This is a genomic window from Labrys sp. 22185 (assembly GCF_052045555.1).
Taxonomy (GTDB): domain Bacteria; phylum Pseudomonadota; class Alphaproteobacteria; order Rhizobiales; family Labraceae; genus Labrys; species Labrys neptuniae.
Map to the genome: position 1 here is coordinate 201,349 of NZ_JBQEPH010000003.1, position 24,469 is coordinate 225,817.

Genomic DNA, 24,469 nt, shown 5'->3' on the forward strand with positions numbered 1-24,469 from the left:
CGCTCGTAAAAAGCGGCGGCTTGACGACGCACACCGGCAATCTGCCTCGCCAACCAACCGTATATCAAAACGTAATACTATGGATTCTTCTTGCACCTCGTTCTTTCAGCGCTAAGGGGAAGTGATTGCAAAGTATGTGTCAAGTAATTTCGAAGTCAGAAGTGCCTGGGATAGAAGCACCCCTCATGCGGCGATCGCCGTTCCGCCGCTATCGAAGAGATGGACGCGGGACGCATCCGGCGTGAGGAAGATCCTGTCGCCGGTCTTGAAGCGTCTTTCGCCCACGGCGCGCACGGTGATGGTGCCGAGCGATGGAACCTCGACATAGAGCAGGGCATCGCTGCCCAACTGCTCCTCCAGGGACACCGTGCCTCCCCACAGGCCTTCGCCAGGGGAATAGAGCACATGCTCGGGGCGGATGCCGAGCGTCATCTTCTGGTCCAGCCGCCTACGTCGCCCGTCCGGCAGGGCGACCTTCGAGCCACCCGGAAGCTCCAGGTCCCTGTCGCCGCTCGGCGCTGCCGGCAGGAAGTTCATCTTGGGCGAGCCGATGAAGCTCGCGACGAAGAGATTGGCGGGATGGTCGTAGAGTTCGAGCGGCGTAGAGAACTGTTCGACATTGCCCGCCCGCAGCACCACGATACGATCGGCCATCGTCATGGCCTCGACCTGGTCGTGAGTCACGTAGATCATCGTGGTGCGAAGGGTCCGGTGCAGCCGGATCAGCTCGATGCGCATCTGCACGCGCAGGGCCGCATCGAGATTGGACAGGGGTTCGTCGAACAGGAAGGCGGTGGGCGAGCGCACGATGGCCCGCCCGATCGCCACGCGCTGGCGCTGGCCGCCGGATAGCTGGCGGGGCTTGCGGTCCAGATAGTCCTCCAGGGCCAGGATGCGCGAGGCCTCCGCCACTTTGCCGGCGATTTCCTGCCTCGGCATGCCGGCGATCTTCAGGCCGAAGCCGATATTGTCGCGCACACTCATATGCGGATAGAGGGCATAGGACTGGAAGACCATGGCGATGCGGCGATCCGCCGGCGCGAGCCGGGAGACATCCTTGCCGTCGATCAAGACACGGCCGTCCGACAGTTGCTCCAGACCGGTGATCAGCCGGAGCAGCGACGACTTTCCGCAGCCCGACGGGCCGACGAACACCACGAACTCCCCGTCCTTCACTTCCAGGCTGACATCGGAGATGACCTGGTGAGACCCATATTTCTTGCTGACACGGTCGAACTGGATGCTTCCCATGGTCACCTCCTGATGGCTGAGATCTAGACGAGGCCGCTGCGGCCGCGCTTTTCGGTCTCGTAGGCGGCCTTGAGGTGAGCCTGCGTGAAGATCTTGGCGTGCGCGGCGAGGTCATCCCCGTCGTCCCACAGGTCACGCCAGATGCCGAGGATGCCTTCGAGAGGTTGGCCGACGACCCGGGAGGAGAAGGATTCGAAGGTGATCGGCCCCTGGTAGTTGGCTTTGGCGAGGGCGCGGAAGATCATCTTGAAATCGATCGAGCCGGTGCCGAGATAGCCCCGGTTTGAATCGCCGGTATGGAAATAGCCGAGCAGCGGTCCGGTCTCGACGATGGCGGCGGCGACGTCAGCTTCCTCGATGTTCATGTGATAGCAGTCGAGATGGACCTTGACGTTCGGCGCACCGATCCGCTTGCACATCTCGACCGCCTGCGCCGCCGTGTTGAGAACGTTGCTCTCATAGCGGTTGACCACCTCCAGCCCGAGGGTGATGTCGCTCTTGGCCGCCTGCTCGGCGACCCGCTGCAGGACCTCGACCGCGCGGGCGACGCCGTCCTTGGTGGGCGGCACGGCATATTTCTGGAACGCCGAATAGATGATCCCGCAGATATGCGTACCCTTGAGGTCCCGGGCAATCGAGACGATGTCGAGAAGGCGCCGTTCCCCGCGCTTGGCCATCTCCGGGTCGCCGTTCGAAATATCGGTGGTGGCATCGAGGCCGAGGGAGAAGGTGATGCCGACATTGGCCTTCTCGAGCTCGCGCCGCGTGAAGTCCACGTCGAAGACACTCGGATCCAGGGCCGGCGCCTCGATGATGTCATAGCCCAGCTCCGCCGTCTTCCCGATGGCCCGAGCGCATTGCTCGTGGCTCCAGCCGGGCGTCCAGACAAAGGCGTGCAGTCCCAGTTTATTGTTCACGATGCTGGTCTTTCTTTCAGCAGAGGTTGATGGTTTCAGTGGAAGATGATGCCGCCGCAAACGTTGAGTGCCTGCCCGGTGATGAAGGATGCATCATCGGACGCGAAAAAGGCGACAGAACCGACGACATCCTCAGGATATCCCAGGCGGCCGAGCGTGGTCTTCTCGATGACTTTCCTGAGCGACTCCTCGTCCCGATAATTGTTGCGGCCCATGTCGGTGTCGATGATGCCGGGGCAGACCGCATTGACGGTGATGCCGTCGAGGCCGACCTCCATAGCCAGGATATGGGTGAAGCTGATCACGGCGGCCTTGGACGAGCAGTAATGAGCCTGGCCGACGCCGCCGCGCTTGCCGCCGATCGAGGCGATGTTGATGATGCGGCCGGCCTTGCGCTGCCGGAAATGACCGAGCAACGCCTTGGTCACCATGAAGGTGCCCTTGGTGTTGACGTCATACATGCGGTCCCATTCGTCCGGCTCGATGTCCTCGACCTTGTGGACGGACAGGACGCCCGCATTGTTGACCAGGACATCGATGGTGCCGCAGCGGGCAAGGGCGTATTCCGCCAGCGAGGCGACGTCGGCGGGATTGCTGACATCGGCATAGGCGATGTCGCAGCGCCCTCCGCTGGCCTCGACCTCGGCCCGCAGCATTTCCATTTCCTCGCTCTGGCGTTCGATGTCGTTGGCGACCACGTGGTAGCCTTCGGCCGCCAGACGCTTGACGATAGCGCGCCCGATGCCACGGCTCGCGCCGGTGACGACGGCTGCGCGGTTCCGGCCGCGCCGGGCTAATTCAGACATGTGGGATCTCCGTGGTCTTGTTCTAGAGCAAAATGACATTCCTCTTATTGCCATTTTTCTCTAACCCTTTGTTTTAACGTGCTTTCTTGATCGAAAAGTCTATCAACTTTTCTGGAAAACGCTTTGAGGTCAGTCCTTGACAGCGCCCATCGTCATTCCCGAGACGATGTGGCGCTGCATGAAGAGGGTGAAGATTACCGGTGGCACGCATTGGATGATCGAGGCGGCGGCGATCAGGTCCCAATAGACCTTGCCCGTGCCGATGAAGGAGGAGATCACCACCGGCAGCGTGCGGGCCGAACGGGTGGTCAGGAACAGCGAGAGCAGGAACTCGTTCCAGCAGAAGATGAAGACGAAGGTCGCCACCGTCATCACGCCGCTCAGGCTCATGGGCAGGGCGATTCGCACGAGCACCTGGGTCCAGCTGCAGCCTTCCAGCCGCGCCGCCTCGATCACCTCCCGCGGTACCCGGCGCAGGAAGGACATCGAGACCCAGACCGCGAAGGGCAGGTTGAAGCCGGCATAGGCGATGATCAGCGCCCACACGCTGTCGAGAAGGCCAAGCCCCCTGAAGATCACGAACAGCGGCACGGCGGCGGCGATCGGTGGCATCATGCGGGTCGACAGGATCCAGTCGGCGATCGCGTTGGAGGCGCGCATCTGGAAGTTCACCAGGCCGAAAGCCGTGGGAATGGCGAACAGCAGCGCCAGCGCGGTGGCGCCAAGCGTGACCACGACCGAATTCAGGATGAAGGGCCAGTAGTCGGTGAAGATATGGACGTAATTGTCGAGATAGGTGAAGTCCGGGATCCAGACCGGCGGAATGGCGATGATGTCGCTGGTGTTCTTGAACGAACTCAGGCCGATCCACAGCAACGGCCCGACGGCGAAGGCCGTGAAGGCGAGAGCCGCAATGACGAGCCCGATGTCCTTGCCACGAATGCTATGCATTTTCCACGCTCCTCAGCAGGCGAACCGCGAAGGTGGTGATGACGATGCTGATGACGAGGATGAGAACGGCGGCGGCCGAGCCGACGCCGATCTGGAAATACTGGAAATCCTGCTGGTAGGCATAGAGCGTCACCACCATGGTGGCATCGCCAGGGCCGCCGCGCGTGGTGACATAGATGACGTCGAAGAAGCGCAGCACGTCGATGATGCGCAGGATGACGCCGAGCAGCACGACATTGAGGATCGAGGGCACTTCCAGCGACCAGAGGATATGGTGCCAGCGCGCGCCGTCGACGCGGGCGGCTTCATAGAGATCGGTGCGGATCGAGGTCAGGGCCGCCAGGCACAGCAGCATCATGAAGGGCGACCACTGCCACACATTGATCAGCAGCATGGAGACCATGGCCGTGACGGGCTCGCCGAACCAGGAGACCGGCGTCAGCCCGACGAGCTGGATGACGTAGTTCACCACCCCCAATGTCGGGTTGAACAGATAGGCGAAGATCATGCCGACGATCAGCGGCGTCACCATCATCGGCATCAGATAGAGCGAGCGCAGCGCCCCGACCCAGCGCAGATGCGACAACTCGTAGAACACCTTCGCGGCGGTGAAGCCGATGACGATCTCCAGCGAGATCGAACTGACGCCCAGGATAGCCGTGTTGAGGAGGGCGCGCAGGAACAGCCCGTCATGCAGAAGAAAGAGATAATTGTCGAAGCCGGTGAACACGGCGCGCTGCAGCGTGGTGAGCTTGACCTGGTGCAGGCTGAGATAGACCGAATAGACGAAGGGATAGATCGTCAGGAACAGCAGGAAGAGACAGGTCGGCAGGATAAAGGCCGTCTGCTGCAGGCGGTCGTTGCGCAGGAAGGCAAGCCGCCGCCGGGGCAGGTCTTGGGAATATGCGAGGGCCGCGGGCTGCATGGAGGTCCGCCTCTCTGGTTGGCTGCCGGCCGGACCCTGGCGGATGCAAACCGCCAGGGATCTCGGCGATCCCCCTCCCCCATGCCGGAGGAGGGGTCGTCCTGTCGGGACATGGAGCGGGCTGCGCCCGCCGAGCTTACTTCAGGGCGCCGGAAGACTTCAGGAGCTGCGTGGCCTTGGCGTTGGCATCGTCCATGGCATCCTTCACCGACATCTCGCCGATGATCGCCTTGTTGACGTTGACGCCAATGGTGTCGATCAACTGGAAGGTGGCGGGAATGCGCGGGCGGACCTCCGTCCAGGCCGTCTTCTGGGCCTCGGCGATGGTCTTGGTCCAGGGGAACTTGGCCTGGACCTCGGCATCGTTGATGGCGCTCAGGCGGCTCGGCGTGCCGCCCGCCAGGGCATAGCGCTTGTGCTCGGCCGGGCTCGCATACCATTTCATGAAGTCCCAGGCCGCGTCCTTCTGGGTGCCATGGGCGTTGAGGCACATGACCCAGCCGCCGACCGGCGGAACCGGCTTGCCTGCCTTGGAGGGCATCAGGACGCTGCCGAACTTGCCGGCGATCTGGCTGGTCTTGGGATCGTTGGCGATCTGGGCGCGCACCGACCAGTCATTCATCATGGCGAGCTTGCCGCTGGCAAAGGCGCTGGCACGTTCGTCCCAGGCGTAGCTCTCGACGCCGGGCGGGCCGAATTTCACCATGTCCTTGAAGAATTGCACGAGATCGAGGGACTCGGGCGAATTCAGGGTCGGCGTCATGTCGGCATAGGGATCAGCCGCGCCGATGACATTGCTCTTCCAGGGCGAGCCGCCGGCATTAAAGATCCATTCGAAATATTGCTGGCCGGCCGCTGCGCCACGCTGATTGTTCATGGCATAGCCATAGACGCCCGGAAAATCCGGATTGTTGGTGAAAAACTTGGCAGCCTTCTGCAATTCGTCGAAGGTCTTGGGTGGCTGCATCTTCGCCTTTTCGAACAGATCCGTACGGTAATACATCAGCTCATAGTAGATCGCGACAGGCAGGCAGTATTTCTTGTTGTCCCAGCTCGCCTGGCCGGCGCCCGAGGAGGTGTAGTCGTCCCAGGCGATCACCTTGGGATCCTCCTTGGCGATGCGGTCGTCGAGGGCATCGATGCAGCCGGCCTCGACGAACTCGCCGATCCAGATGCCGTCGATGAGCAGCACGTCATAGCTGCTGTCGTTCTGCGAGCAGTTCAACAGCTCCTTGTCGTGCAGGGCGTCGTAACCGTTGCCGTCGACCTCGACCTTGGCGCCGGTGAGCTTGGTGAAGTCGTCCTTGGTGGCCTTGATCGCCTCGATGAAGGGATCGCTGATGCTGATCAGTTTCAGCGTCTTGCCCGCCTGGTCGGCGAGCTTGCCTTTCCAATCAATGTCCTGGGCGTGTGCGGCCAGACCGGCGAGACAGGCAAGCGCGGACGCCGTGCCGACCATGATCTGCTTGAATGCGGGGCGTTTCATATTGATCCTCCATTCCGGCCGTTCTTATGGGCGCGCCGGTGCCGGTGACGGCGCGTCGTTTCGAGATCTCGAAGGGGCTGGCGAGCTAGACCCTGGGCTGCCTGGCCACGGATTTTCGTCGCGTTCCGCCCTTGGCCGGCTCTTCGGCGGCAGGCAGGCGACGGATCGGCAGGCCGATCCTCTTGGTCGAGTTTCTCAGGATGAGTTCGCAGGGCAGGCGGACATGCCGGGGCACGGCAGCCGGATCGTCGATCCTGGCGCGAATGGTCGCCCAAGCCTGCGCGGCGATCTGCTCGACGTCCTGCCGCATGGCGGTGATGGGCGGCGCCGTCGCGCGCATCCAGGCATAGTCGTCGAAGCCGACCAGCGAGATGTCCTCGGGAATCCGGATATTGCGCTGGGCCATGTCGGCAAGAACACCGAGGGTCCCGAAATTGGTGAGGGCGATGACGGCGGTGGGCCGCTCATTGGCCGTGAACCAGCGTTGCAGGCCCTCGGCGACGGTCTCGAATGTCTGGCCGACTTCGAGAATGGGCGGAGCAGGCAGGCCCGCTTGCTGGAAGACCTGCACAATGCCGGCGCAGCGCTCGCGAATATTGGCGATACGCGTGGTGGTTGCGACCACCAGGGCATTGCTGTGCCCATATTCCAGGAGGTGCTCGGCGGCGTGTCGCCCGGCGGAAAAATTGTCGCTGCCGATGGTATCGCCCTCGAAACCCTCGGTTATGCGGTCGACGACGACATAGGGCACGCCGACATCGTCGAGAAGCGTGCGGGTGGCGAAGCGATCATCGTTCGGAATGATGACGACGCCCGACGGACGCCAGGACAGCAAGGCCGACAGGCGGGATCGCTCGACCTCTTCATTCTCGTTCGAGCTCGCCACGATGATGTCGTAGCCCTCATCCTGGACGCAACGTTCCAGGCTGGCGATGACGGCGCTGAAATAGGGATTGTCGAGACTTGGTACCAGAACGGTGACGACGCGCGCTTTTCCCGTTCTGAGTTGCGAGGCAACCCGGTCGACCTCGTAGCCCAATTCACGCGCAATGGCCTGCACGCGCTCGGCGACCTCCGGGGTTGCCGCCCCCTGGCGGCCATTGAGGACGTTCGACACCGTCGCCGGCGAAACGCCGGCCCGCGCTGCAACATTCCTGATGGAAATACGCTTAGGTTTGCGCATGGCAGCCCAACGTTTCCGTTCCCTGTCATTATTACTTAAACGATTTAATAAAACGATTCACCAGCTGATCGTGTTTGTCAACACCTTACTGAATCGTTTTAGTACGGAGACCCGATCACAGGAGAGAAGACGGCCGCGAGCGGTAGCGTCCACGCCTCAGCGTCCCGCCAAGCCGCCATCGGGACCGAGGGAAATCCTTGTAAAGGGCTGTCGACGGTGAAGGCCGCGGGCCCTTCCGCCGGCCGCCATCACCAGCAGGTAAAGCCGCCGTCCGCCACCACCGTGGTGCCCGTCATCAGGCTGGAGGCATCGCAGGCCAGGAAATGCACCACCGAGGCGATCTCGTCCGGCTTGCCGAGACGATGCATCGGCGTGTCGCGCAGCCAGACGTCGATCATGCCGTCATTGTCGTGGCGATACATGGTCATGGCGGTCTCGATATAGGTCGGCGCCACCGCATTGACCCGCACGCCCCGATCGGCCCATTCGGCGGCCAGCGACGAGGTCATCTGGTGCACGGCAGCCTTGGCTGCATTGTAGTAGGTCTGCTTTTGCGGGCGGTTCGAAATCAGGCCGGACATCGAGCCGATATTCACGATGGCTCCCCGCCCGGCCTTGAGCATGTGGCGGCCGAATGCGCGATTGCACCAGAAGACGCCGTTGTAGTTGACGTCGTTCACATGCAGCCAATGCTCGTCGCTCACATCCTCGGCCGCCGTTCCAGAACGGGCAATGCCGGCATTGGCAACCAGGATGTCCACCCGGCCATGGTCCCTCACGACATCCTCCGCCAGGGCCTCGACCTCGGCGGGCTTGGTCACGTCGACCTGGCGCACATCGACTTCGTAGCCCTTGCGCGCCAGTTCCGCCCGCCCCTCGGCGGCGATCGACAGGTCGATGTCGGCAATGACGACTTTTGCGCCGTTTTCCAACAGGGCTTCGGCGCAACTCAGGCCAATGCCGCGCCCACCGCCGGTGACGACGGCAACCCTCCCGTCGAGGCGGAACTTGCGTGCATACATGGCGTCCTCCCGTTCCAGATTTTGTGGGAATGCAAGATTTTGTGGGAATGCCCGTCGAGGCCGGCCCTATTCGGCGGCGCGGTCGAGGAAAGGATGGCGACCGGGCTGGGCGAACTTGGTGCGGCGGATATCGAGAAGCCTCTCGATCTGCTCGGCGTTGAATTCCTTCGCGCCGCCATAATGGGCCGCGAGATAGACCACCTTGGCGTAGTAATCGAGCGCTTCCATTTTGAAATAGGCGCTGGTGAGATCGTGGCCGTAGGAGAGTGCGCCGTGGTTTTCCAGCAGCAGCGCATCATATCGGTCGAGATAGGGCGCGATCGCCTCGGACAATTCGCTCGTCGAGGGCAGCGCGTAGGGCGTCAGCGGCACCTCGCCGAGGAACATGGTGGATTCGGGCATGATCTGCTGCGTGATCGGCTTGCCGCAGATGGCGTGAACCGTGGCATAGAGAGGATGGGCGTGCACGACCGCCCGGACATCGGGCCGATGATCATAGACGCATAGATGCATCTTGATCTCGGTCGAGGGACGAAAGCCCTTGTCCTCGACGAGTGCCCCCTGCCGGTCGATCCGGCAGATCATCTCCGGCGTCATGAACCCCTTGGACACGCTGGTCGGGGTGCACAGCAAGGTGCCGTCGTCCAGCAGAACCGAGAAGTTGCCGTCATTGGCGGCGCCCATCTCGCGCGCATAGGCGCGGCGCCCGATTTCACAGATATATTTGCGCAATCGGAGATCGTCTTGCATGCCGGGCACCTCGCTGGGTTGGCCCGAGCTATCGCAAATTCGGTCAGAAAGTCAACTATTCGGACATTTTATTTTTGAATATGCCCGATCTTGCCCATCACACGATCAGCTTCACCTTGTTCCTTTCGAACAAGTCGCGCCATTCCGGTGATGGCTCCCGGTCCGTGACCACGAAATCGATGGATTCGAAGCCGCAGATGCTGATCAAGGCCGTCTTGCCGAACTTCTCGCCGTCGACGAGGAGGCAAACCCGTTGTGCGCTGGCGATGAAGGCCCGCTTCACCTCCGCATCGGCCATGTTCGCCTCCATGAGGCCGCCAGCCAGCGAGATTGCCTTGCAGCTGATCAGGGCGACATCCGCATTGAACTGGGCGATGGTTCGGCTGGCCAGCGGGCCGACGAAGGTCATCGAGCGGCGCCGCAATTCTCCGCCGACCGACATGATCGTATAGGCAGGCAAGCTAGGGTCCGACAGGACGCGGACGGAATTGGTGATGAGGGTCAGATCTCGCCGGTTGCCGAGACCTCTCAAGGTTTCATAGGCCGTCGAGGATGAGTCCATCATCACCGCATCGCCATCCTTGACCAGCGCCGATGCCTTCTGGGCGATCAGGCGCTTGGCCCCGATATTGATGAGATGTCGTGTCCGATAAGGCAGGTCTTCGGCTTCGCCTTTGAGCGCGACCGCGCCCCCATGCGTCCGGCTGAGCAGACCCTCTTTCTCGAGCTTGTTGAGATCGCGCCGTATGGTCTCTTCGGTAACCGCCAATTCCTGGCTGAGCGCGGTCACCATGACGCTGCGATTACGGGTGACAAGGTCGAGTATCCTGGTTTTTCGCTCAGCCGCCAACATGCATCACCAGATCACCTGACCAAATATCGGAACGTTTCAGACAAGATTGCGAATGTCGACGGATCGTTCAACCAGAGCCCGGCCTTCTTCCAAGGATTTTATCTGCCCCAGACCAAGGAGCTGGACCAAGGCGTTACCCCAGGAACTCGCCTCGATTGGACCGATGCGCACGGCCTTTCCGGAACAGGCTGCGATCCGGTCGCACAAAATCGCGTCCTGCGCGCCGCCCCCGCACAAGGTGAGGCTCGGCAGCACGCGGCCCGTCAGCTGCTCGATCACCCGGACCGCAGAGCCGATTTCTGAGGCGAGGCCATTATAGACGGCCAGCGCCAGACCACCGAGGTCATAAGGGGGAAAGGTGCCGTTCCGCGCGCAGGACCGGCGGATCGCCTCGATGATATCGGGAGGATTGAAGAAGAGCGGATCGGATGGGTCGATGGCGGGCGTATCGTCCAGACGGGCGGCTTCTATCACCTGATCGGCGATCCCGGCAAACGTCACGGGCCGGCCATCGCGCTGCTGCCAGGCGGCCCGCAGCTTCTGGATGAGATGCAGGCCGTTCAAACTCTTGATCAGGAAGGTGCGGCCATCGACACCCCCCTCGTTCCCGAATCCCGCCGCCCGCACGGCATCGTCGAGATCGGGGGCGCGCCGCTCCAGACCGATCAGGGACCAGGATCCACAGATCACGAAGCCACCTCCATCCGCAAGATCGAGAGCCGCCACGGCGCTGGCCGTGTCATGGGCCGCGACCGAGATCACCGGAACCGGCCCCAGCCTGTCGGCAAATTCGCCGCGCAACGTGCCATAGACCTCGGCGGGACGGATGATGGGCTGCAGCAACCGCTGCGGCAGGCCGAGCCTTTGGCAGAGCTCGGCGCTCCAATCCTCCGTGCGGGCATCGACGAGCCCGGACGTACGGGCCAGGGTCAATTCGGACCGCAGCCTGCCGGTCAGATGATGGTTGACAATATCGGCCATCATCAGGAGGTTGCGGCTTCTCGCCAACGTCCCGGAGGCGTGCCGCGACTGGTCGAAAAGCTGGCAGATCGTATTGACCGGCAGGTCCTGCGCACCCGAGATCGCGTAGAGCTCCTCCGGGGCGAGCGGCAGGGCATCCCGCCCGCGCTGCGAGCGCGGATGGCGATAGTGGCAGGGCTCCTCCACGATGCCGCCGGCGTGATCCAGCAGCGCGTAATCCAGGCCCCAGCTGTCCACGCCGATGGAATCGAGCGAACTCACCGCGGCGCTGCACCGGCGCAAGCTCTCCTCTACCCCGTCGAACAGGCGCGAAAGACACCAATGCGGGCCATCGTCCCGTTCGACCGCGTAGCCGTCGAAGCGGTGAATTTCATCGATCCGCAGCCGACGATTCTCAAACGTCGCCAGCATTGCGCGACCACTGCCGGCTCCGAGGTCGAGGACGAGACAGCGCGCCATCGGCACTCCTTCCGGTTTCATCTTCTCCGACAAACAACATTATCGGGCAAATCTTGCCAGGCCGATTGTTGAAAAAAGTCCGAATGCGACCTTACGCCCCCACGCGCCTGATCGGCAACCCATGGCCGTGCCGTATAGCATCCATCCTCTGGAGCCATGAATCCCGAGCCGGCACGGCGCCGCCCTCTCGCGGCACCGGGAGCCGCCATCAGAATGGCAGGCGCGCATTGTCCTTGACCTGTTTCATGACGAAGAAGGTGCGGGTCTGCCTCACGCCCGGCAATGCGATCAGTTTCTGCCCGTGCAGCTTGTTGAAATCCGCCATGTCGCGGACGCGGATTTTCAGCAGATAGTCGAAATCACCCGCCACCAGGTTGCAGTCCAGAACTTCCTTGAGCTTGAGCACCGCTCCCTCGAAGGCCGCAAAGCTCTCGGGTGTCGAACGGTCAAGCACCACACCGACCATCACGAGGGCATCGAGCCCGACGGACGTCGGAGAGACTTCGGCACGAACACCGGTGATGAAACCTTCGTCGAACAGGCGCTGCGTGCGCCTGTGGCAGGTGGCCGGGCTGACATTCACGCGCGCGGCGAGATCGGCATTGCTCAACCGGCCGTCGATATGCAGTGCCCGTAAGATGTTGATGTCGATGCGATCGAGATCGCTGATGGAAGGTTCTTTCATTTTTATACTTCTTAATGAGAGATATTATGTCGAAATGATAGTTCGGCTTTCATTCTTGTGAAAGCCGAAGGTAAAATTCGGAAGCACCCTCCAGGGCTTTTCGACTAGGCTCCGTTCCGTCTCATGGAGCCCGTCCAATGTCCCTTCTTGAAAAGTTCGAGCGCTATCCGCTCACCTTCGGTCCAACCCCGATCGAGTACCTGCCGCGTCTCACCCAGGCCCTCGGCGGCAAGGTCCAGATCTATGCCAAGCGCGATGATTGCAATTCCGGCCTCGCCATGGGCGGCAACAAGCTCAGGAAGCTTGAATATATCGTGCCGGATGCCATCGCCTCGGGTGCGGACACGCTGGTGTCGATCGGCGGCGTTCAATCCAACCACACTCGCATGGTGGCGGCGACCGCTGCCAAGATCGGCATGAAATGCGTGGTCATCCAGGAGAAATGGGTGCCGCATTACGACGCCGTCTATGACCGCGTCGGCAACATCCTGATGACCCGGCTGATGGGCGCGGATTCCCGGCTCGTCGATGACGGCTTCGATATCGGCATCCGCAAGAGCTGGGAGGATGCGATCCAGTCGGTCGAGGCGGCCGGCGGCAAGCCCTATCCGATCCCGGCCGGCGCGTCGGTGCACAAGTTCGGCGCCCTCGGCTATGTCGGCTTTGCTGAGGAGGTCGCCAGGCAGGAGGCTGAGCTTGGCTTCACGTTCGACTATGTCGTGGTCTGCGTCGTCACCGGCTCGACCCAGGGCGGCATGATCGTCGGCTTTGCCGCGCAGGGGCGCGCCGATCGCGTGATCGGCATCGATGCTTCGGGCACCCTCGAACAGACGCGGGCGCAGGTGCGCTCCATCGTCGACAACACCGCGGAACTGGTTGGCCTCGGCCGCACGATCGGCGAGCACGAGATCGTCATCAACCCGGACTACGCCTATCCGGCCTATGGCGTGCCGTCGGAGGGGACCAACGAGGCGATCCGGCTCGCCGCCCGTACCGAGGCGATGATCACGGATCCGGTCTATGAGGGCAAGTCGATGCAGGGGCTGATCGACCTGACACGCAAGGGGTTCTTCCCCGAGGGCTCGCGCGTGCTCTACGCCCATCTCGGCGGTGCGCCGGCCTTGAACGGCTACAGCTATTACTATCGCGAAGGCTGACAGGGATCGTGCGTTCCCGCGCCTGTCCGGCAAGCGGGTGGCCGAGGGGGCGGATCCGAAAAAGGTCCGCCCCCCGCCCAGCGCATGCCGCATTGGCGCTCTGCGGGCGGTAGCAGCGGCCACGCCTGACGCGAAGACACCGATGCGCAGCCCTTGCGTGGGCTGACTGGCTACGGGCACACAGAGTTGCATTGCCGGTTCCCACCTACCGCTGTTACTCTGTGCGAAGGAAGGGATCAGAGATCAAGGATGCTGCGGTCATTCGAGCAATTGCGCGACACGGCAAGGTCCGATCTGCTCATAGCCGCCGACGACGAGCATGCGGCGGTGGCAGGCAGCGGCAGCTATGCCATGCCCTGGCATTGGCACGATTGTCTGATGTTCATCCTGCCCAGCCAGGGGACCGTCGAACTCAAGCACGAAGGCCGCCGCGAGGGGGCCTGGCTGTCGCAGGACCGGTTTGCGGTGGTGCCCCCGAACCAGGCGCATGAAACGAGGGCGGCCATCGGCGCTCATCGTCACCTTGCCATCTATGTGACGGGTGCCACGCTCAGCCGGCTCGACCGGGAAGCGGGCTCGCTCAGCGAGTTTCACCGGCGCACGCGCACCACGATCCTGGTTCACCGCACCTCCTCCGTGAAAGCCTTGCAGGCGCTGTCGCTTCGAAATGGCCAGGGCGCCTACGGCGATGGCAAGGTCAGGCAGGCGCTGACATCCGCCCTGCTCGTGCAATGCATCGCCGAAGTCATGGCAGGGGAGATCGCGCCCGCTGCCTCACGCTACGAACATGGCATGGCGCTGGTCGAGGATCTCAAGCATTATCTGGCGCTTCATGCCGACGAACAGGTTCCGCTCGACGCCCTAGCGGATCGCTTCGGCGTCTCGAGGCGCCACGTCACGCGCCTGTTCCGCGAAGGCACCGGCTTCTCGGTGGGCGAGTTCCAATTGCGGATCCGTCTGCGGACGGCATGCGAACTCCTTACCGGAACCGACCTGCCGGTCGGCGAGATCGCCTTCCGGGTGGGTTTCGAGAGCGGAGCGGCGCTTGCCCATGCCATGCGGCGCGCTGAGGGCCGATCCCCTTCCGACATCCGCAAGAGCCTGGCCCGGCCGATCAAAATCTAAGGCCCGTTCGGACGCGCGGAGCGAGGACCGCCGCGATAGCCTGCACGCCGTAAATTCTGCGCGACAGGCAGGTTGGCAATGGGTTCGGACGTTGAGATAGTCAGTGTGTTTGCGGCGGGCCCCAATGGAGGCAATCCGGCACCGATCGTGATCGATGCCGCTGGAATGTCCGATGCGGACATGCAGCAGGTTGCACGTTCCTCCGGCTATGAAAGCGGCTTCGTTCTTCCGCCACCGCCCGCCTCGAATTGCGATTTCGAACTCCGCTTCTGGGTGCCCAACCACGAAATGTCGATGTGCGGACATGTGACCGTCGGCGCCTTGTGGCTGCTGGATCGGCTGGGACGGCTGCCGGGTAACGAGCTTGCGATCTGGACCAAGAGCGGCCGCGTTGCGGCGAGAATTCGGGAACGAACCGAACGCGGTGCGGCTGTCGAAATCTCGCAGCCGGTCGGCACGGTCGAAACGCTCGGCGATGGCGACACCGCCGGCATCCTCGAGGTTCTCGGGGTGGGATCGGGCGATCTCGCACCAAGACCGATCCAGAACGCGTCGACCAGCCGGGTCAAGACGCTCGTCCCCCTGAAGAGCGCCGAGACCCTGAACGGGTTGAGCCCCGATTTCGCCAGGATCGAGGACCTATGCGACCGGATCGGCTCGACCGGCCTCTATCCCTACGCGGTGCTCGATGGGGACGCCCAGATCGTCGAGGCTCGCCAGTTCCCCAAGGCATCCGGCTATCCCGAGGACGCAGCCACCGGCATTGCCGCATCGGCCCTGTCCTTCGGCCTGCTCGCGAACGCCATGGTGGAAGCATCAGAGCGCCCGATAACCATCCGCCAGGGACGGGCAATGCGGCGCCCCTCGGAAATCCTGGTGCGTTTTCAACTCGGCGATGGGCGCCCTGCCGGCTGCTGGCTGGGAGGGGCCGTCCGCCTGGAAGGGCGTGACCGAGCCAGGTCCTGACAGGCAACAGGCCCGATCACACAGGCACCAGCGCTCTGATGCCTGCCATAACAAAGGGGAAAAAATGGATCGCAGACAGATTCTCCAGCTCGGCCTTCTGGCGGTGCCCGCCACAACTCTCGCTGGCCCGGCAAGGGCCGACGAAGCCGAGCTCATCGTCGGCTCCAATGTCGGCAGCCCACCCTTCGCCTACAAGGATGGCGATCACTATTCCGGCTTCGACATGGAGATGTTCGCCGAAGTCGCCAAGGCCTTGAACCGCAAATGGCGCGTGCAGCCGATGGACTTCGGCGCCCTCATCCCTGCCCTGCAGACGGGCAACATCGATGCGATCGTCTCGCAGCTGTTCATCAAACCCGAGCGGCAGAAAGTCATCGATTTTTCGGCCCCTTATTACCAGAGCGGGCTGGTGGCGGTGACGAGCGCCAGCAACACCACCATCAACACGCCCGACGACCTGGCCGGCAAGGCGATCGGCACCGAGACCGGAACCATCGCCGTCGACTACATCAAGGACCACATCAAGGGCGCGACGCTCGACCAGTTGCCGAGCATCAACAACGCCTTGCTGGCGCTTCAGGCCGGGCGTACCGACGCGGTCATCTATGACACGCCGGCCCTGATGTACTACGCCAACAACACGGGCAAGGGCAAAGTCCGGGTCATACGCCCGACCCTCGAAGGCCGTGATGTCGGTATCGGTTTCAGGAAGGGCAGCCCGCTCGTGATGCCGGCGAATGCGGCGCTGGCGGCGATGAAGGCCGACGGGCGGCTCAAGGCCATTCGCGAAAAATGGTTTGGACAGGACCCGACGTGAGCTCGGCGGCAAGGCATCGAGAGCCGAGGCGCAATCACAGCCGAGGCTCGCCTAGCCCACTTGTCATGTGGTCAACCATCGACGGGACCCCTGATGACTTTTGACTGGACGGCCGTCTTCGACGCTCTACCCGAGCTGCTGCAGGGCCTCGAGGTAACCATGCTGATCGCTCTGGCCGGCCTGGCCGGCGGCGTGGTTGTCGGGGCCATCACCGGCGCCCTGCTCACCTATGGAGGGTGGCTGGCGCAGGTTCCGGCTCAGCTCTATGTCGCCCTGATCCGCGGCACGCCAATCACCGTGCAGGTGATGTTCATCTATTTCGCGCTGCCCATCCTCATCGATGTCCGCATCAGCGCCGCCAGCGCTGGGATACTGACCTTGATCATCAATTCCGGTGCCTACAATGCCGAGATCGTTCGCGGCGCGCTCGAGAGCGTTCCGGCGGGCCTGCGCGAGGCCGGCCTCGCCATGGGGTTGAGTTTTCGCAAGGTGCTCGTCCATGTCATCTCCCCCATAGCTGTCAGGCGCGCTCTTCCCGCCATGGGCAATCAGCTCGTCTCGGTGGTCAAGGACACCTCGATTTTTCTCGTCATCGGTGTCGGGGAATTGACCAGGCGCGGGCAGGAGATCATGTCCGGCAATTTTCGTGCCGTGGAGATCTGGACGGCGGTGGCCGTGATCTATCTGATCGTCATCAGCATTCTCGCCGTCAGCCTGCGGTTCGTCGAACGGGCGGCGCGCTTGCCATGAGCATGGTCGAATTCTCCAAGGTCTCGAAGCAGTTCGGCAGCCATCGCGTTCTGAAATCAATCGATCTTGCCATCGATCCCGGCGAGGTTGCCGTCGTGATCGGCCCATCCGGGTCCGGCAAGTCGACCATGCTCCGCTGCATCAACGTGCTGGAAAGGGTGAGTGAAGGCACCCTCCTGGTCGATGGCATCAGCGTCCTCGGTACGTCGCGCGATGTGCGGCGCATCCGGCTCGAGGCCGGCATGGTCTTCCAGCAGTTCAACCTGTTCCCGCATCTCACCGCCCTTCAGAACGTGATGTTCGGCCCGATCCGTGCGCGCGGCAAGAGCAAGGCGGAGGCGCGCGACATCGCCGCCGCCCTGTTGCAGAAGGTGGGCCTCGGCGAACGCATGGACCACTACCCCTCGCAGCTTTCCGGCGGCCAGCAGCAGCGCGTCGCCATCGCCCGGTCCCTGGCCGTCGGGCCCAAGCTGATGCTCTTCGACGAACCGACATCCGCGCTCGATCCGGAACTGCGCCAGGAGGTTCTGAAGGTCATGCAGACATTGGCGCTCGAAGGCATGACCATGGTCGTCGTGACCCACGAGATGGGATTTGCCAAGCGTGTCGGCTCACGTCTGCTCTTCATGGATGGCGGCCAACTCGTCCACGACGGCAAGCCCGCGGACCTGCTGTCGGATCCGCCAAGCGAGCGTTTTGCCGATTTCCTCAAGCATATCGACTGACGGAGTATCCCCTGATGACCTATCCATCGGCGTTCGAGGCGGCGTGGGGTTTCGCCAGGGACGCGGTCCGGCTCGACAACTGGCGCGCGGCGTCCTGGAACGTCTGGGCGTTTCGCCATGTCTGCGAACTCATTCCGACAGCTCGGATCGCAGCCACGCCCGGCCTGGCGGAGGAGCCGGTCGTCGACGCGAGGGACCTGTTGGACGAGACAGTGAGGCTCGAAGGGCGGCCTGTCACGGTGGCCGAACTCCTCCGCAAGACTTGCGCCGACGCCATGGTCGTCATGAAGTCCGGCCGCATCATTGCAGACTTCCACGCCCCGAATTTTACGCTGCAGAGCCGGCATATCCTGTTCTCGACCAGCAAATCCGTCACCTCGATCATCGCGGGGATCCTCCGCGACGACGGGCTGCTCGATTTCGACGAGCTGGTATCGCGCTATGTGCCGGCCCTCAAAGCCTCGGCCTATGGCGATGCGCGCGTCAGGGACGTCCTTGACATGAGGGTGAGCCTGGATTTCGAGGAGATCTACCACGACCCGCGCGGTCCCTATGCCCGCTATCGGCGTGCCGGTCTCCTGGATCCGCCAGACCCCGAGGACAAGATCGAAACGGTAGTTGAGTTCATTGCCGGATTGAAGAAGGGCAAGGCTCCCCACGGTGGCCCCTATCACTATACCTCGCCCAATTCCGACGTCCTCGGCCTGATCATCCAGGGCGCCTCGGGACAGCGCTTTCCGGAGCTCGCATCAGAGCGCCTGTTCCAGCCGCTCGGGGCCCGGCAGGACGCCTATGTGACGGTCGACAGGGCCGGTACGCCGCGCACCGGCGGCGGCATCAACATGACACCGCGCGATCTCGCCCGCATCGGCGAGATGATGCGCCAGGGTGGCATGGCCAATGGACGCCGGATCGTCTCGCAGGAATGGGTCACCGACACCACTACCGGCGGCTCCTCCAGGGCCTGGGCCGAAGGCACCTCCGCGGCATGGCTGCCACATGGGCGCTATCGCAACAAATGGTACCAGACCGGCACCGGCAACGGCGCCTTCTTCGCCCTCGGCATTCACGGCCAGTGGCTCTATGTCGACCCGCAAGCCGAAATGGTCGTCGCCAAGGTCTCGTCCCAGCCCGAGGCCGTGGTCGACGACGCAAAGGATCTCAATCTTGCGCTGTTCGACGCGATTGCGAAGATCATTTGAGAGCCCGGCGGATTCAGGATCCGATCGGCGCTACGGCAGGCTGTAGGCGACCAGGTAATCCCCCATCGTGGTGCCGAACGAACCATGGCCGCCGGCCATGGTGACGACATATTGCTTGCCACCGATCTCGTAGCTCATCGGCGTGGACTGCCCGCCGGCCGGCAGGCGGTCCTCCCAGAGCTGGTTGCCGGTGGTCACGTCATAGGCACGGATGTAGTTGTCCATCGTATAGGTCATGAAGGCCACGCCGCCGCCCGTGACGATGGGGCCGCCGAGCCCGGGCATGCCGATCTTCAAGGGCAACGGAATCGGCGAGACATCGCGGATGGTGCCATTGCGGTGCATCCAGACGATCTTGTTGGTCTTCAGGTCGATGCCGGCAACGAAGCCCCAGGACGGCTGCTTGCACGGAAAGCCGATCGGTGACAGCAACGGATTGATCGTCACGCCGAAGGGAACGCCGAACTGGGGCTGCACGCCCTGCTCGGTTCCCGAGGGCAGGCTGGCATCCGGCGTTGCCGGGTTGTTGGGGCCGCGCGGGATCAGCTTGGATACGAAGGGCAGGTAGATCGGGTTGGCGATCGCGACCTGCCGTACCGGATCGACGGCGATGCCGCCCCATTCGAAGGTGCCCAGATTGCCGGGGAAGACCAGCGTTCCCTGTAGCGAAGGCGGCGTGAAGGTCCCTTCATAGCGCAAGCGCTTGAAGATGATCCGGCAGGCGAGCTGGTCGAACATGGTCGCGCCCCACATATCCGCATCGGTCAGCTTCTTTTCCGGCCGGAAGGTGAGCTCGGAGAAGGGCTGCGTGGGAGAGACCCGGTCGCCCGGGGCAGCGCCCTGCGGCACCGGCTTTTCGGGGGCGGGTACGATCGGTTTGCCGTCCCGCCTGTCGAGCACGAAGATGTTGCCGGTCTTGGTCGGCGCATAGAGGGCGGGCACCACGCTGCCGTCGGGCCTGGCGAGGTCGACGAGGCTGGGCTGTGCCGGTACGTCCATGTCCCAGAGGTCGTGATGGACGGTCTGGTAGGACCAGGCGAGCTTGCCGGTATCGGCGTTGAGGGCGACGATGGAGGAGGCGTAGCGCTCGCTGGCAGGCGTGCGATTGCCGCCCCAGATGTCGGGGGTCTGCACGCCGGTCGGGATGTAGACCAGGTTCAGCTTCGGATCGTAGGACGACACGATCCAGGAATTGGGCGAGGCGTCGACGAATTTGTGCGTCGCCGACGGCATCTGGTTGGGATCCTCATTGCCGGCGTCGAAGGCCCAGACCAGCTTGCCGGTATGCACGTCGAAGCCGCGGAACACGCCGGACGGCACGGTAGCCGAATAATTGTCGATCACCGAGCCGGTGACCATCACGATCCTGTCGGTCACCACGGGCGGAGAGGTCACGTAGTAGAAACCGCGCTGGGTGACCCCCATGCCCTCCATCAGGTCGATCGACCCGCCCTTGCCGAATTGCGCGCAGGGCGTGCCCGTCTGGGCATCCACCGCGAACAGCCTGCCATCATTGGTCGGCAGGAAAATCCGCGTCGGACACTCGGCCGGCGGGGGATTGCCATCGGAGGTTCGGGCATCGGCCTTGGTCTCGAGATAGGAGACCCCGCGACAGGTCATGTGCTGGTAGGTCTTGTCATAGGCGATCTTCGGATCGAACTTCCATTTCTGCTTGCCCGTGTTCGCGTCGAGCGCGAACAGGATCTGATGGGGCGAACATAGATAGAGCGTGTCCTTGATCTTGATCGGCGTGACCTGGTTGGTCAGTTCGCCCGGATCGTTGGGACCCTTGAGATCGCCGGTCCGGAAGGTCCAGGCCACTTTCAATTGGGACACGTTCTGCGGCGTGATCTGGGCGAGCGGCGAATAGCGGTTGCCGAACTGGGTGCGGCCATAGGACGGCCAGTCGCCATCGGGCAGGTTTGCCCCATCGGCTGCGACAGGGGCCGGCGAAGCGACCGGCGGCAGGTTGCCGGCAAAGCTCTGCGGGTCCTGGGTGAGCGAATAGCCGAGGACGCCGGCGCAGGCGAGCAGCGCGACGATGAGCGGCATGCGGGCCGCCAGGCTCAACTCGCCGGTTGCGGGTGAACGCAAGGGACGGGTGACGAAGGGCAGCAGCAGCCATAGGCCGAGCGGTGCGAGGATGTCGCCCCGCGGTGCCAGCAGCCAGAAATCGAAACCGGATTCCCACACGGCCCAGATGAGCGTGCCGAGCAGGAGCACGGCATAGACGACGAGGGCGGAGGAATGACGCCTGGCAAGCAGGAAGGCCGTCACCAGCATCAGAAGCCCGGCGACGACATAGTAGGGGGATCCCCCCAGCATCAGCAGCCAGATCCCCCCGCCACCGAGGGCCAGGCCGATTATCGCAAAGACAACCCAAGTAATGGTAAGCATAAGGCCACGACGCTGGTGCATTGAGCCATCCAGTTCAGCGAAAGATGTCGTATCCCCTTGCAAAAGGACTAGCAGGCCCGAGCGGGCGAGGCAACAGCCCGCGACGGGGGTATTTCACCTTGCCCGCTCAGGTTGGCAAAAAGCTACCGCAGCCCGCAATTTGAATGAGTGGAGCGACGGCACCGCGCCACGCATCCATGGCTGCGACCTAGCTTTTCGGCGGCCCCGCGACTGACAGCAACAGCTTCTGCCAGGCGTGCAGGCTGGAACGCCGGTCAAGCCCACTCTCGATCAGGGCGCGCGCGTAGCGCCCTTTCTCCGCCAGGAGATCAGGCCGGCCGCGCCATTGGCGGACGGTCGCCGCGAAGCCCGCGCTGTCGCCGGGAACGACGACGGCACCACAATCGTACCGGCGGATCAGGCTCGATATTTCACCATCCGGGGCCATGACCGCAATCATCGGCTTTCCGGCCGCGGCGATACCGTAGAACTTGCTCGGCACGATCAGGCCTTCCAGGTGCGAATTGAGCGACAGCCAGTGAATATCCGGTACCGTCAGGGACTGCGGCAATGCGCCGGCATCCTGATAGGGCTGGAAGTAAAACATCGCTCCCAGCCTATGCTCGGCGACGGCCCGCTTGAGGTAAGGGGTCAGATAGCCATTTCCGATGAACAGGAAGGCGATCCCGGGCTCGTCCCGCAGCAGGCGGGCGGCACCGATGAGTGTGTCGATCTCATGCGCCCGGCCGAGATTGCCCGAATAGCCGATCACGAACTTGTCCTGCAGTCCCCAGTCACGGCGCAACCGACTGGGCTCCCCGCCAGCCGGCACGATGCTGCAGTCATCACACCAGTTGGAGATCGCCGTGACCTGGGCAGCCGGCACGCCAAATCCGGTGATCTTCGCCTTCATCCTCTCGCCGACCGCCACGTTCATGACAGCATGGCGAAGGCTGGCGTTCCGCAGCCTGCGCAGGATACCTCCCAGCAACCCCTTGCCGGCCTTCAGGCCGAGCTCTGCCGCAACTTCCGGATAGACATCCTGCAGCCAGTTGACCTGCCTGAGGCGCCGCGCCAGGACGACAGGCAACAGCGAGACGCCAAGCAGCGGCGGATCGGTCTTGACCACGACGATATCGCCGGCCCGCGCGCGCCGCCAGACCTCGAAGGCCAGGGCCGCGTGAACGGCGAGCGCAACGCCGGCGCGCCGGAAGAGCGATGAGCTCGCCTCCGTCACCGGACCGACGCGGTGGATCGCAACACCGGGCAGGACCGCCTCGGGATCCAGCCTGCAGGTGGGTTCGTCATAACGGCCGGCACCGGTGATGGCGACGACCTCCCAGCCCTGCCCGGCCAGGAAGGCGGCCAGATCCGACGCGATCTGGCTGGTCGCGGACGTATCGGGATGGAAGTAGCGATTGACCAGGAGGACGCGGCGCTGTTTCGAAGCCATGCGGGATCGCTGCCGTTCCGGTCAACGTCGATAGGTCGGGGGGGAGTGTTGTTCCGCCAAGCCCCGCGCCAGAGCTTTTCTGCCCCTGCGCGCGGCCATGGCGCGATTGAGCGCAGCACTTCCCCTCCGTTCGCCGCCCAATACGAAGATCACGGTCATGACGGCAATCTTCAGGTCCAGGGCGAGGGATGCATTGTCGATGTAATACTCGTCGAGGGCGTCCTTCTCCTCGCTGGTGACGAGATTGCCGCCATTGACCTGGGCCCAGCCGCTGATGCCGGGCCGCACGGCAAGGCGGAGCCCGGGATTGGCCGGCTGGTCCGCCGGCAGAAGCGGACGCGGGCCGATCAACGACATTTCACCCGTAAGGACGTTCAACAATTGCGGAATCTCGTCGAGCCGCATCTTCCGGATGAACCGCCCGATCGGCGACAGACGCTCGGGCCCGGGAACCACATGCCCCTTGGCGTCGTAGGGGGCGTGATAGGTCCGGAACTTGTAGATGAAGAAATGCCGGCCTCCCCGTCCCACCCGCTGCTGCCAGAAATGCAGGGGGCGTCCAACGTCGAACAATACGAGCGTGGCGACCAGCAGCCAGACGGGCGCCAGCAGCAGCATGAGGACAATCGAGGCCACGATGTCGATGGCACGCTTCACGCCGAAATAGCGCCGTAACACGGCCGTAGGCTGTGCCTGCGCATCCCGGGCCGCCAGCATGGGCAAGGCTGGCATCCCCGCAGTGCCTTTGGGCGTGAGGTCCAGCGCCTGTGCCACGCTCTTGAGCGCGATGCCGCGGCGACCACACTCTTCCGTGACGAACCGGAGGCTGGCTGTCTCCAACTGGCCGGGCTCCATGGACAGCCACACCGCATCAATGGTCACGCCATGTAGGGCATATTCGTCGACGATGCGTCCGAGATCGCCCACGCGCCCGGCTACGCGCACGCCGTTGAGCGAGCGTCCCGTCGCCGACGGTCCCTCGTCGAGGACCGACATGATCTGCGTGGTGACCGGCGCCTGGCTCTCGATGAGCTTGATCACGAGCCAGGCGAACTGATCCGTGCCGATCAGGATGACCTTGCGAAGATCGGTGATGTTGCGCTTGGCACTGACCCTGGCGCGCTCATGGGAAACGAGCCTCGAGAAGGCCCGCCCACCCACCAGGCCAGCGCCCAGGACGAGCGAGTAGATGATCGGGGTCGAGCGCGGGATGCCATCGAGTCGCGTGAGCATGAAAAGCACCAGGCCGCTGGCGCTGATGGTCAATGCAATCACCGCGCCGATCGCATAGAGGTCCGGCACCGAAAACGTGTTCCGGATGGCATCCCCGGCACGACAGATGAGCAAGGCCGGGATTGCAAATGCGATCGTAACAAAAACAAAAAGATAGGGACCCGGAAGGTCGAATGGCACGTTCGGCCAGGCGAGGAGGTCAATATCCCGCAACGCCAGCGTCAATATCGGTGCGGCAATCACCCACAATACGTCGAAAAGTGACAGACGTAATTTACGTGGACTATACGACGTCGGGATTCGGGACCGCATTCAACGCTCCTTACAAGCCCAGAATAAATATGACTGTAGCAACGTCAAGCTGCCAACCCGTAA

General features: G+C 63.2%; 22 protein-coding genes. 7 read left to right on the forward strand and 15 right to left on the reverse strand.

Annotation, left to right across the window (positions count from 1 at the left end):
- Positions 1–183: 183 nt before the first annotated feature.
- From ACTJKX_RS08375 to ACTJKX_RS08430, 12 genes are all read right to left on the reverse strand, one after another.
- Positions 184–1,251, reverse strand: a complete 1,068-nt coding sequence (locus ACTJKX_RS08375; RefSeq protein ID WP_440724966.1) for an ABC transporter ATP-binding protein — start codon at positions 1,249–1,251, stop codon at positions 184–186.
- Between the two features lie 23 nt (positions 1,252–1,274).
- Positions 1,275–2,168: a sugar phosphate isomerase/epimerase family protein gene (locus ACTJKX_RS08380; protein ID WP_311936583.1), complete on the reverse strand. Its 894-nt coding sequence runs from the start codon at positions 2,166–2,168 to the stop codon at positions 1,275–1,277.
- A gap of 35 nt (positions 2,169–2,203) precedes the next feature.
- Positions 2,204–2,974: an SDR family NAD(P)-dependent oxidoreductase gene (locus ACTJKX_RS08385; protein ID WP_440724967.1), complete on the reverse strand. Its 771-nt coding sequence runs from the start codon at positions 2,972–2,974 to the stop codon at positions 2,204–2,206.
- Between the two features lie 129 nt (positions 2,975–3,103).
- Positions 3,104–3,925, reverse strand: a complete 822-nt coding sequence (locus ACTJKX_RS08390; RefSeq protein ID WP_440724968.1) for a carbohydrate ABC transporter permease — start codon at positions 3,923–3,925, stop codon at positions 3,104–3,106.
- Positions 3,918–4,850: a carbohydrate ABC transporter permease gene (locus tag ACTJKX_RS08395; protein ID WP_440724969.1), complete on the reverse strand. Its 933-nt coding sequence runs from the start codon at positions 4,848–4,850 to the stop codon at positions 3,918–3,920. The genes ACTJKX_RS08390 and ACTJKX_RS08395 overlap by 8 nt, the downstream gene beginning before the upstream one ends.
- 136 nt (positions 4,851–4,986) lie before the next feature.
- Positions 4,987–6,336 carry an extracellular solute-binding protein gene (locus tag ACTJKX_RS08400; RefSeq protein WP_440724970.1) on the reverse strand — a complete coding sequence of 450 codons (1,350 nt, stop codon included), beginning with the start codon at positions 6,334–6,336 and terminating at the stop codon, positions 4,987–4,989.
- Positions 6,337–6,421: 85 nt separating this feature from the next.
- Positions 6,422–7,519, reverse strand: a complete 1,098-nt coding sequence (locus tag ACTJKX_RS08405) for a LacI family DNA-binding transcriptional regulator (RefSeq protein WP_440724971.1) — start codon at positions 7,517–7,519, stop codon at positions 6,422–6,424.
- A 248-nt stretch (positions 7,520–7,767) separates the two neighbouring features.
- Positions 7,768–8,541: an SDR family NAD(P)-dependent oxidoreductase gene (locus ACTJKX_RS08410; RefSeq protein WP_367624636.1), complete on the reverse strand. Its 774-nt coding sequence runs from the start codon at positions 8,539–8,541 to the stop codon at positions 7,768–7,770.
- A gap of 66 nt (positions 8,542–8,607) precedes the next feature.
- A complete protein-coding gene (locus ACTJKX_RS08415) occupies positions 8,608–9,291 on the reverse strand; it encodes a class II aldolase/adducin family protein (RefSeq protein WP_440724972.1) in 684 nt (227 codons plus the stop codon).
- 97 nt (positions 9,292–9,388) lie between these two features.
- On the reverse strand, positions 9,389–10,144 hold the full coding sequence (locus tag ACTJKX_RS08420) for a DeoR/GlpR family DNA-binding transcription regulator (RefSeq protein ID WP_367624638.1): 756 nt from the start codon (positions 10,142–10,144) through the stop codon (positions 9,389–9,391).
- A gap of 36 nt (positions 10,145–10,180) precedes the next feature.
- Positions 10,181–11,584: a rhamnulokinase gene (locus tag ACTJKX_RS08425; RefSeq protein WP_440724973.1), complete on the reverse strand. Its 1,404-nt coding sequence runs from the start codon at positions 11,582–11,584 to the stop codon at positions 10,181–10,183.
- A 208-nt stretch (positions 11,585–11,792) separates the two neighbouring features.
- The gene (locus ACTJKX_RS08430) at positions 11,793–12,269 is read right to left on the reverse strand and encodes an Lrp/AsnC ligand binding domain-containing protein (RefSeq protein WP_311936612.1); all 477 of its coding nucleotides are present in this window, start codon (positions 12,267–12,269) and stop codon (positions 11,793–11,795) included.
- Between the two features lie 137 nt (positions 12,270–12,406).
- On the opposite strand from ACTJKX_RS08430, the gene ACTJKX_RS08435 reads away from it, so the two are divergent.
- The 7 genes from ACTJKX_RS08435 (at position 12,407) to ACTJKX_RS08465 (ending at position 19,011) form a co-directional block, all read left to right on the forward strand.
- A complete protein-coding gene (locus tag ACTJKX_RS08435) occupies positions 12,407–13,426 on the forward strand; it encodes a 1-aminocyclopropane-1-carboxylate deaminase (RefSeq protein WP_440724974.1) in 1,020 nt (339 codons plus the stop codon).
- Between the two features lie 249 nt (positions 13,427–13,675).
- Complete coding sequence (locus ACTJKX_RS08440) at positions 13,676–14,551, forward strand: helix-turn-helix domain-containing protein (protein WP_394311366.1); 876 nt, start codon at positions 13,676–13,678, stop codon at positions 14,549–14,551.
- Between the two features lie 78 nt (positions 14,552–14,629).
- Positions 14,630–15,517 (forward strand): PhzF family phenazine biosynthesis protein, encoded by an 888-nt coding sequence (locus tag ACTJKX_RS08445; protein ID WP_394311368.1) that lies wholly within the window; start codon positions 14,630–14,632, stop codon positions 15,515–15,517.
- A gap of 64 nt (positions 15,518–15,581) precedes the next feature.
- On the forward strand, positions 15,582–16,334 hold the full coding sequence (locus ACTJKX_RS08450) for a transporter substrate-binding domain-containing protein (RefSeq protein WP_440724975.1): 753 nt from the start codon (positions 15,582–15,584) through the stop codon (positions 16,332–16,334).
- Between the two features lie 93 nt (positions 16,335–16,427).
- The gene (gene glnP / locus ACTJKX_RS08455) at positions 16,428–17,084 is read left to right on the forward strand and encodes a glutamine ABC transporter permease GlnP (RefSeq protein WP_311936622.1); all 657 of its coding nucleotides are present in this window, start codon (positions 16,428–16,430) and stop codon (positions 17,082–17,084) included.
- Complete coding sequence (glnQ, locus tag ACTJKX_RS08460; RefSeq protein WP_367624644.1) at positions 17,081–17,809, forward strand: glutamine ABC transporter ATP-binding protein GlnQ; 729 nt, start codon at positions 17,081–17,083, stop codon at positions 17,807–17,809. The genes glnP and glnQ overlap by 4 nt, the downstream gene beginning before the upstream one ends.
- A 14-nt stretch (positions 17,810–17,823) precedes the next feature.
- A complete protein-coding gene (locus tag ACTJKX_RS08465; protein WP_440724976.1) occupies positions 17,824–19,011 on the forward strand; it encodes a serine hydrolase domain-containing protein in 1,188 nt (395 codons plus the stop codon).
- Positions 19,012–19,041: 30 nt separating this feature from the next.
- On the opposite strand, the gene ACTJKX_RS08470 is transcribed toward ACTJKX_RS08465, so the two are convergent.
- The 3 genes from ACTJKX_RS08470 to ACTJKX_RS08480 all read right to left on the reverse strand — a co-directional run bounded on the left by ACTJKX_RS08470 (position 19,042) and on the right by ACTJKX_RS08480 (position 24,163).
- Positions 19,042–21,408, reverse strand: coding sequence for a glucose/quinate/shikimate family membrane-bound PQQ-dependent dehydrogenase (locus ACTJKX_RS08470; RefSeq protein ID WP_440725157.1), 2,367 nt, complete (start codon positions 21,406–21,408; stop codon positions 19,042–19,044).
- Between the two features lie 208 nt (positions 21,409–21,616).
- On the reverse strand, positions 21,617–22,861 hold the full coding sequence (locus tag ACTJKX_RS08475; RefSeq protein ID WP_440724977.1) for a glycosyltransferase family 4 protein: 1,245 nt from the start codon (positions 22,859–22,861) through the stop codon (positions 21,617–21,619).
- 21 nt (positions 22,862–22,882) lie between these two features.
- On the reverse strand, positions 22,883–24,163 hold the full coding sequence (locus ACTJKX_RS08480) for a sugar transferase (protein ID WP_440724978.1): 1,281 nt from the start codon (positions 24,161–24,163) through the stop codon (positions 22,883–22,885).
- Positions 24,164–24,469 lie beyond the last annotated feature (306 nt).